This window comes from Janibacter sp. RAF52 (genome assembly GCF_052114035.1).
Taxonomy (GTDB): Bacteria; Actinomycetota; Actinomycetes; order Actinomycetales; family Dermatophilaceae; genus Janibacter; species Janibacter hoylei.
The window spans coordinates 1-9,067 of record NZ_JBFRDY010000020.1 but is presented as its reverse complement, the minus strand read 5'-3'; the positions used below and the strand labels follow the sequence as shown (position 1 = coordinate 9,067).

Below are 9,067 nucleotides of genomic sequence, written 5' to 3'. Positions count from 1 at the left end.
AGCAGCCGGTCGGCCTCGACCAACTTGCGCACGACCTGCTCAGGCGTGTGTCGCTTCCTCGTTGTCATGGTGATGGAGCCTTCCTGCCCACCCTCGTGGGCCGCAAGGACTCTCACACCACCCGGACCAACCAACGGGGGTCACGCCAAGGTGACCGCCGCCGAGTCCATCGCGGCTCTGCGCCCCAGGTTTGTTGCCTTGGCCCACCTGCTGAGCCTTCACGACTTCGATGCGGCCGCGCTCAAGGACGGCCGACCGCGGGCCCTCACCCAGACGGTGGCCACCTACCTTCACGCCACGACCGAGCTTGACGGCGTCACGTTCGCTTCGAGGCACGGCGACGACCTCGCTCTGTGGGCCGTCTTTGAGCGCGCCGGAGATCCCGCGATCAGCGCCGCCCTCGATGTGATCGAGCACCACCCGCTTTCGCCTGAGCATCCTGTCCTTCAGGAGGCCTTTGGGATCCTCGGCCTCACCTGGTCCAACCTCTGACCCACTGTGGCGGGGCTGTCACAAGTCTCAGCAGCTGGGGTCGGTGGATGACGTGAGCCTGAATCGGTAGCCCATACCTGGTTCGGTGAGGAAGTGGGTGGGGTGGGCGGGGTCGTGCTCGAGCTTGCGGCGGATGCTGGCCATGTGGACGCGCAGGTAGTTGGTCTGGCGCGCGTAGGCCGGACCCCAGACAGCGCTCAGCAGTTCGGTCTGGCGAACGAGCCGGCCTCGTCGGGACGCGAGGTGTTTGACGATTTGCCACTCGGTGGGGGTCAGGTGTGCCTCTTCCCCGTCTAGCAGGGCTCGGCAGTCGTCGAGATCGAGGACCAGCCCGTCCACGCTGATCGGGGTGCTCGGCGCTGGCGTGTCCGCGCGTCGGGTTGCTGCGCGCACTCTGGCGAGGAGCTCCTCGAGGGAGAAGGGTTTGGTGATGTAGTCGTTGGCGCCGAGGTCGAGAGCTTCGACCTTGTCGTCGGAGTCGGCTCGCGCGGAGACGACGATCACGGGCACCTGGGTGAAGGCGCGGAGCCGGGAGAGCACGGCGATCCCGTCGAGGTCGGGGAGGCCCAGGTCGAGCAGGATGACGTCGGGCATGCGTTCTTCGACTATCTGCAGTGCGGAGCGTCCGTCGCCGGCGGTTTCTACCTCGTAGTCGCGTGCTCGGAGGTTGATGGACAGGGTGCGGCAGATGGCCGGGTCGTCGTCGACGACCAAGACGATGGTCACGGGGCTCTCCTGGGCGTCAGGGGGTGTGGTGCCTGGCTGTCGTGTTCGGCGAGGTCGTGGGCGGCGGCGCCGGGCTGCGCAGCTCGACCACGAAGGTGAGTCCGCCACCGGGGGTGTCTTCGGTGGCGATGGTGCCGCCCATCGCGGTGGTGAGTCCGCGTGCGACCGCGAGTCCGAGGCCGACGCCGTCTTGTCGTGGCACGTCGCCCAGTCGCTGGAAGGGGGCGAAGAGGCGATCGTGGTCGTGGTTGGCGACACCTGGCCCGGTGTCAGCGACCCGCAGCGCCACCAGATCGCCGCCGATCCGTGCTGCGTCGACATGGATTCGTGCAGCCGGCGGGGTGTACTTCAGGGCGTTCTCGCAGATGTTGGCCAGGACACGGTCCAGCAGGCCAGGGTCGGCCAGAACGAGGATGTCAGCGTCGATGGACACCTCGATCCGGTCGCTATCGGGCAGCGCGGCCAGGCTGTCGTACACGGCGGCTAGGAGTGTCACCTCGCTCAGGACGACGTTGACCGAGCCGGTCTGGATACGGCTCATGTCGAGCAGGTTCGTGACCAGGGCTATGAGCCGATCGGTGGAGTCCTGGATGGTCTCGAGCAGTGCGTCCTCGTCCTCCGGCGACCAGACAACTTCGGCGCTGCGCAGACTGTACACGGCTGCCTTGACGGCAGCCAGAGGGGAGCGCAGGTCGTGGGACACGGCGGCGAGCAGGGCGGTGCGGGTGCGGTCCGCTTCCGTCAGGCGCGTCCTGTCGACCTCGGCCAGGGTGGCCTCGCGGCGCTCGGCCATGACCTTGGCGTAGGCGGCGTAGGCGTTGAGCAGGCCGCGTCGGGAGGCGGGGAGGTTCGTCCCGGCCAGCACGAGGGAGTCTCGCTCGTCGATCGTGGCGCTCATCGCGGCTGTCTCCACCGTGGAGGGGTGGGCGCCGTGCCCGACCAGGACTTCGTCGAGGCCGCCTTCATGTCGCCGGATGATCGCGGCGCCGTGTGCGTTGAACAGCGCGCACGCCGAGGCGAGTAGGCCTTCGGTGTCGTCGCTGGCGTTGAGGAGGCTGTGGGAGAGGAGGGTGAGGGCGTCGGCCTCGGCTCTGGCCTTGGCTGCCTGGGCGGTGCGTCTTGCCGCGGTGTCGACGACGGTGGCTACGGCTATGCCGACCACGACGAACAGGACGATCGCGAGGGCGTTCTCGGGCTCGTCGATGGTGATGGTGTACAGCGGTGGCGTGAACAGCACGTTGAGCAGCAGACCGCTTCCCACCGCTGAGATCACGGCGGGGACCAGGCCGCCGATGAGGGCGGTGGCGACCACGATGACCATCAGGGCCATCGCCTGGGTGGGCAGGCCGTGGAGGTGGTCGGTGGCCCACAGTCCCAGGCTGGCGAGCACCGGCGCGAGGATCCCGAAGAGGTAACCGGCGAGCTTGCGACGCCGCCCGAGGGGGTCCGGAGGGCGGGTTGTGCTCGAGGCGCCCCGGGCGTAGTCGTGGCTGACGATGTGGATGTCGATGTCTCCGGAGCCGGACACGACCCGCTCCCCCACGGCTGGGCGCAGCAACAGCGAGACACCGGAGCGGCGGCTGGCGCCGATCACCAGCTGGGTGGCGTTCTCTGCACGGGCGAAGTCCAAGATCGCCTCGGCCGGATCGTCGCCCACGACGGTGTGGAAGGTGCCGCCTAGCTCGGCGGCCTTGTGCTGCAGCTTGGTGAGGGTGGCCGGAGAAATCGCGGTGAGTCCGTCGCGGCGCGTGACGTAGAGGGCCCGCCACTCCCCCGCCGTGGCCCGCGAGCAGATCCGGGCTGCACGCCGCATCAGCGTCGTCGACTCCGGGCCGCCGCTGACCGGGACGACGATCCGCTCCCGGGTGGCCCAGGTGGAGTCGATGTCGTGTTGGGTGCGGTAGCGCTCCAGCCCTTCCTCGACCCGGTCGGCGAGCCAGAGCAGGGCAAGCTCACGCAGGGCGGTGAGGTTGCCCTCACGGAAATACTGCGAGAGGGCGGCGTCGACCTTGTCGGGGGCGTAGATGTTGCCGTGGGCCATGCGTCGCCGCAGTGACTGGGGGCTCATGTCGACCAGCTCGATCTGGTCGGCCGAGCGGACCACCGGGTCCGGCACGGTCTCGCGCTGCCGCACCCCGGTGATGGCCTCAGTGACGTCGTTGAGCGACTCCAGGTGCTGGATGTTGACGGTGGTCACCACTTCGATGCCCGCGTCGCGCAGTGCCTCGACGTCCTGCCAGCGCTTCTCGTGGCGGCTGCCCGGGACGTTGGTGTGGGCCAGCTCGTCGACCAGGACGACGTCGGGGTGGCGCGCGAGCACCGCGTCGAGGTCCATCTCCTCGAGGATCGTGTCCTTGTAGGTGACCCTGCGTCGCCCGATCACTTCCAGGCCGTTCACCGCTGCTTGCGTGCGTGGACGGCCGTGATCCTCGACGTAGCCGACGACGACGTCGGTGCCTCGCTCGAGTCGACGGTGTCCCTCGTCGAGCATCGCGTAGGTCTTGCCGACCCCGGGGGCGGCTCCCAGGTAGACCCGCAGCCTGCCACGTTCCATGTCGCCACTATCGCTGTTGGGCTCGCTCACGGGTTCACCGCCCGGTCATTGCTGTGCGGCCTGCTGGACGGCGAGGTTGAGCTCGAGGACGTTCACCCCAGGAGCGCCGAGGAACCCAAGACTCCGACCGGTCGTGTGCTCCTCGATGAGGTCCTCCACCGTCGAGGTGCTGAGTCCAGTCGCGCGGGCGACGCGCGGGGCCTGGATCTGGGCATACGCCGTGGAGATATGGGGGTCCAAGCCGGATCCCGAAGCGGTGAGCGCGTCGGGGGGCACAGCCTCGGGGCTCACCTGCTCGGTCTTGGCGATGGTGGCCCGTCGCTCGGCGATGAGGGTGATCAGGTCGGGGCTTGAGGGGCCGAGGTTGCTGGGCGCCGAGGCCAGGGTGTCGTAGTTGTTCGTGGAGGGCCGGGAGTGGAACCACTGGTCGCCCTCGAAGTTCTGGCCCAGCAGCCGTGAGCCGACCACCATGCCGTCGTGGTGGAGGGGCTGGCCGTCGGCGTGGTCACCGAACGCGCGGCCGACGGCGTAGACGGCGAGGGGGTAGCCGATGCCGAGGACCACGGTGAGCACGATGAGCAGCCGCAGTGCAGCGAGGGACTGGCGAGCGAGGTCAGTGAGCATGGGTCAGCCGATTCCTGGGATGGTCGAGACGAGCAGGTCGATGAGCTTGATGCCGAGGAACGGCGCGAGGACGCCCCCGAGGCCGAAGACGAGCATGTTGCGCCGCAGGACGGCGGTGGCGGATGCGGCGCGGAAGCGGACCCCGCGCAGGGCCAGCGGGATCAACGCGATGATGATCAGAGCGTTAAAGATGACGGCCGAGAGGATCGCCGACTCCGGCGTCGCGAGCCCCATCACGTTCAGCCGGTCCAGCGACGGGTAGGCGGCCACGAACATGGCCGGGATGATCGCGAAGTACTTCGCGACGTCGTTGGCGATGGAGAACGTGGTCAGGGCGCCGCGGGTGATGAGGAGCTGCTTGCCGATCTCCACGATGTCGATGAGCTTGGTGGGGTCGGAGTCGAGGTCGACCATGTTGCCGGCCTCCTTGGCGGCCGCGGTGCCGCTGTTCATCGCCACGCCCACGTCCGCAGCAGCCAGTGCCGGGGCGTCGTTGGTGCCGTCACCGGTCATCGCGACCAGCCGGCCCCCGGCCTGCTCCTTGCGGATGTAGGCCATCTTGTCCTCCGGGGTGGCCTCGGCGAGGAAGTCATCCACCCCGGCCTCCTCGGCGATGCTGTGCGCGGTCAGGGCGTTGTCGCCGGTGATCATCACCGTGCGGATGCCCATCGAGCGCAGCTGCGTGAACCGCTCGCTCATCCCCTCCTTCACGACGTCCTTGAGGTGGACCACCCCCAGCACCATTGCTTGCCCGTCGGGGTCGCGTCGCGCGATCACCAGGGGGGTTCCCCCGTGGCGGGCGATGCCGTCGATCACATCGAGAACCTCAGCGGGTGCAGTGAGGTCGAGCCAGGCGGCCACCGCGGAGGCGGCGCCCTTGCGGAGCTGGGTGCCGTCGACCAGGTCGACGCCCGACATCCGGGTCTGGGCGGTGAACTCCACGAACGTCGCATTCGTGGGCAGATCCCGCTCGTCGGCGCCCTCGGCCAGCGCGAGCGCGACGATGCTGCGGCCCTCGGGGGTCTGGTCGGCGAGGCTGGAGCGGCGAGCCTCATCACGCAGCTCCTGCGCGGCCACCCCCGGGGCGGGCACGAAGCGTGCCGCCTGGCGGTTGCCGTAGGTGATGGTGCCGGTCTTGTCGAGCAGCAGCGTGCTGACGTCACCGGCGGCCTCGACCGCCCGACCCGACATCGCCAGCACGTTGACACGCACCAGGCGATCCATGCCGGCGATCCCGATGGCCGAGAGCAGCGCCCCGATGGTGGTCGGGATCAGGCACACCAGGAGGGCGACCAGGACCACCAGGTCCTGGGGGGCGCCGGCGTAGTCGGCCATCGGTGCCAGTGTGGCGACCGCGGCCAGGAACACCAGGCTCAGGCTGATCAGCAGGATCGACAGTGCGATCTCGTTGGGGGTCTTGCGACGTGAGGTTCCCTCGACCAGCGCGATCATCTTGTCCAGGAACGACTCCCCCGCCGCAGCGGTGATGCGGACCACGATCCGGTCGGAGAGGACCTTGGTGCCGCCGGTGACGGCGCTGCGGTCGCCGCCGGCCTCGCGGATCACCGGAGCGGACTCGCCGGTGATGGCTGACTCGTCGACCGAGGCGATGCCCTCGACGACGTCACCGTCGCCGGGGATGACCTGGCCGGCCTCGACGACGACGCGGTCACCGACCCTGAGCTGGGTTCCCGGCACCTCGGTCTCGTTGCCCTCCTCGTCTAGGAGTCGGGCCATGGTGTCGGAACGGGTGGCGCGCAAGGACGCGGCCTGGGCCTTGCCTCTGCCTTCGGCGACAGCCTCGGCGAGGTTGCCGAAGATCACCGTCAGCCACAGCCAGGCCGCGATGGACGCGGCGAAGACGCTGGGGTCGACGATGGCGACGAGCGTGGTCAGCAGCGACCCGAGCCAGACGAGGAACATCACGGGGGTGCGCCACATGTGGCGCGGGTCGAGCTTGCGCACCGCCTCGGGGAACTGCTCGATCCCGTGCGCGAGCAGGGTGCGCACCCCCATCCCCGTCGCAGGTGTGCGCCGGGACCGCTCGTGGGGTTCAGCAGACCGAGAGTCGCTGTGCAGGGTGGGGGTGGTGCTGCTCATGCGAGTGCCTCCGCGATGGGTCCAAGAGCGAGTGCAGGGAAGTACGTCAGCGCGGTCATGATCACGATCACGCCGACCATCAGCCCGACGAACAAGGGTTTGTGGGTGGGCAGGGTGCCGGCCGTGACGGGCACCTTGCCCTGCTCGGCCAGCGACCCTGCGAGGAGCAGGACCAAGACGATGGGGACCAGACGGCCCAGCAGCATCGCCAGCCCCAGGGTGATCTGGAAGAAGTCGGAGGTCACCGTGAGGCCACCGAAGGCGCTGCCGTTGTTGTTGGCTCCGGACGTGTAGGCGTAGAGAACTTCGCTGAAGCCGTGTCCCCCGGAGTTCCCCATGGCATCCGGTGTGGCGCCCAAAGCCATGGCGACTCCGGTGCCGATCAGCACCAGTGTCGGAGTGGTGAGGATGTACAAGGCGACGTAGGTCATCTGCCGTGAGCCGATCTTCTTGCCCAACAGCTCCGGGGTCCGCCCCACCATGAGGCCGGCGATGAAGACCGCGAGGATCGCCATCACCAAGATCCCGTACAGCCCGGAGCCGACCCCGCCGGGCGTGACCTCACCGAACATCATGTTCAGCAGGACCATCCCACCGCCGAGAGGTGTCAGCGAGTCGTGGCTGGCGTTGACCGCACCCGTCGAGGTGCCAGTCGTAGCCACGGCGAACAAGGCGGTCGCCCACTCCCCGAACCGGGCCTCCTTGCCTTCCATGGCAGCCCCCGCCGCCTGGGCGGCATCGGAGCGGGCTCCGACCTCTGCGGCGGTCACGACGACCAGGGAGATCGTCCACAGCACGCCCATCGCGCCCAGGACCGCGAGTCCCTGGCGTCGGTTGCCCAGCATCGTGCCGAGGGTGCGGGTCAGACAGACCGGGATGAGCAGGATGAGCAGGATCTCGAAGAGGTTGGTGAACCCGTTGGGGTTCTCGAACGGGTGCGCGGAGTTGGCGTTGAAGAAGCCGCCACCGTTGGTGCCCAGCTCCTTGATGACCTCCTGGCTGGCCACCGGGCCACCGGTCAGGACCTGGCTGTGACCCGCCAGCGTCGTGATCGTGGAGTCGGAGAAGTTCTGGACGACCCCGCCGGCGATCAGCACGATCGCCCCGATGAAGGCCATGGGCAGGAGGATGCGCAGGGTCCCTCGGGTCAGGTCGACCCAGAAGTTGCCCAACGCACCGCTGCGGATCCGCACGAACCCACGGATCAGGGCCACCGCGACCGCCATGCCCACCGCCGCCGAGAGGAAGTTCTGCACCGCCAGACCGGCCATCTGCACGCTGAACCCGAGCGTCGACTCACCTGCATAGGACTGCCAGTTGGTGTTGGCCACGAACGAGGCGGCCGTGTTAAACGACATCCACCACGGCACACCCGGCAGACCCCGGTCCATCGGCAGGTGAGCCTGCCCCAGCTGCATCACCATCAGCGCCACGACGCTGACCATCGAGAACCCCACGACGCTCAACGAATACGAGCGCGGGCTCTGCTCGCTGTCGGGGCTCACCCCCGTCAGGCGGTACACGCCCCGCTCCACCCTGAGGTGCCGCGTCGTGGTGTAGACGTGGGCCATGTAGTCACCCAGTGGGCGATACAACAGGCCAAGAACAAGGAGCAGCGCCGCTATCGAGAGCAGGCCGCCGACGGTGTCGGACACTAGAAACGCTCCGGGAAGATCAGGGCCGCGAGCAGGTACATCGCCACTGCGATGACCGCCGCGATCAGAAGGCCGCTTTCAACACTCATGCAGCCCAGCCAAGCCCCACCGACGACCCGGGACACCGATCTTGTCGCCGTCTTAACACCGATTAACGCCGAATTGCTGCCCCGAACCGTGGCGAGCAACTGGTGCTCGAACAGGCCCAGCCCCGACCACTGGAATGGGACCTGACGCAACCCTGGCGGGGCCCCTCGATCAGCTGCCCGTCGAGGCGCTCTAGAGCCACCCGCGTCGTTTGAAGACCAAGTAGAACCTAGCCCCATCAACAGCATGAGGGCGATAGCCATCGGGTAGCCGTACCGCCAGCCCAGCTCGGGCATGTGGACGAAGTTCATGCCGTAGACGGTGCCGACCAGTGTTGGGGCGAAGAGGATGGCCGCCCACGAGGAGATCTTCTTGACCTCCTCGTTCTGCTGAAGGCTCGTTTCGGTGAGCCGTTGGGTCTCGTCGTTCTGACGCTGTGCCACGAGGGTGGAGTTGACGGTCAGGATGTTCTGCAGCAGCGCGCGAACCCGTCGGCGCGCTCGACGATCCGGATGGTGTGGTCTTGGACGTCGCGCAGGTAGCGCTGCAGCTCCTCGTCCACGTGGTACTTCTCGAACCCCCGCTGAGATCGGCGAGCATCTTCAGCAGCGGCCGGGTGGCGCGCTGGAACTCGATGACCTCGCGGAACAGCTCGTAGATACGCCGGGAGACCTCGGGGTTGGCAGGACCCCGTGGATCGGTCCAGGTCGTGTGAGAGTCCGATCAATGGGTGCAGACCGCAGCGTAGGCCACCGGGCTGAGGTAGCCCAAGGATGAGTGGGGACGGTCGTGGTTGTACTCGGTCTTCCAGTCGCCGATGACGACCTGG

7 protein-coding genes and 1 pseudogene are annotated in these 9,067 nt (G+C 68.1%); 1 reads left to right on the top strand and 7 read right to left on the bottom strand.

Annotated elements, in window-relative coordinates; translation table 11 throughout:
- Nucleotides 1-150 precede the first annotated feature (150 nt).
- Nucleotides 151-492, top strand: a complete 342-nt coding sequence (locus AB4Y78_RS15545) for a hypothetical protein (protein WP_265229259.1) — start codon at nucleotides 151-153, stop codon at nucleotides 490-492.
- A 27-nt stretch (nucleotides 493-519) separates the two neighbouring features.
- On the opposite strand, the gene AB4Y78_RS15540 is transcribed toward AB4Y78_RS15545, so the two are convergent.
- From AB4Y78_RS15540 to AB4Y78_RS15510, 7 genes and pseudogenes are all read right to left on the bottom strand, one after another.
- Nucleotides 520-1,206: a response regulator gene (locus AB4Y78_RS15540; RefSeq protein ID WP_441715739.1), complete on the bottom strand. Its 687-nt coding sequence runs from the start codon at nucleotides 1,204-1,206 to the stop codon at nucleotides 520-522.
- A 28-nt stretch (nucleotides 1,207-1,234) separates the two neighbouring features.
- The gene (locus AB4Y78_RS15535) at nucleotides 1,235-3,772 is read right to left on the bottom strand and encodes an ATP-binding protein (protein WP_441715737.1); all 2,538 of its coding nucleotides are present in this window, start codon (nucleotides 3,770-3,772) and stop codon (nucleotides 1,235-1,237) included.
- Between the two features lie 45 nt (nucleotides 3,773-3,817).
- Nucleotides 3,818-4,396 carry a potassium-transporting ATPase subunit KdpC gene (kdpC, locus tag AB4Y78_RS15530; protein WP_441715735.1) on the bottom strand — a complete coding sequence of 193 codons (579 nt, stop codon included), beginning with the start codon at nucleotides 4,394-4,396 and terminating at the stop codon, nucleotides 3,818-3,820.
- A 3-nt stretch (nucleotides 4,397-4,399) separates the two neighbouring features.
- Nucleotides 4,400-6,496, bottom strand: coding sequence for a potassium-transporting ATPase subunit KdpB (gene kdpB / locus AB4Y78_RS15525; RefSeq protein ID WP_441715733.1), 2,097 nt, complete (start codon nucleotides 6,494-6,496; stop codon nucleotides 4,400-4,402).
- The gene (gene kdpA / locus AB4Y78_RS15520) at nucleotides 6,493-8,151 is read right to left on the bottom strand and encodes a potassium-transporting ATPase subunit KdpA (RefSeq protein ID WP_265229257.1); all 1,659 of its coding nucleotides are present in this window, start codon (nucleotides 8,149-8,151) and stop codon (nucleotides 6,493-6,495) included. Before kdpA ends, kdpB begins: the two co-directional genes overlap by 4 nt.
- A 279-nt stretch (nucleotides 8,152-8,430) precedes the next feature.
- A pseudogene (locus AB4Y78_RS15515) lies at nucleotides 8,431-8,919 on the bottom strand (CorA family divalent cation transporter); the annotation flags it as partial.
- A gap of 42 nt (nucleotides 8,920-8,961) precedes the next feature.
- A partial coding sequence (locus AB4Y78_RS15510; protein WP_441715196.1) for an integrase core domain-containing protein occupies nucleotides 8,962-9,067 on the bottom strand: 106 nt, incomplete at its 5' end.

Excerpts from the sequence above, each read along its gene's own strand:
- AB4Y78_RS15535 (WP_441715737.1), bottom strand. The coding sequence starts at position 3,772 with ATGGAACGTGGCAGGCTGCGGGTCTACCTGGGAGCCGCCCCCGGGGTC.
- kdpC (WP_441715735.1), bottom strand. The coding sequence starts at position 4,396 with ATGCTCACTGACCTCGCTCGCCAGTCCCTCGCTGCACTGCGGCTGCTC.
- kdpB (WP_441715733.1), bottom strand. The coding sequence starts at position 6,496 with ATGAGCAGCACCACCCCCACCCTGCACAGCGACTCTCGGTCTGCTGAA.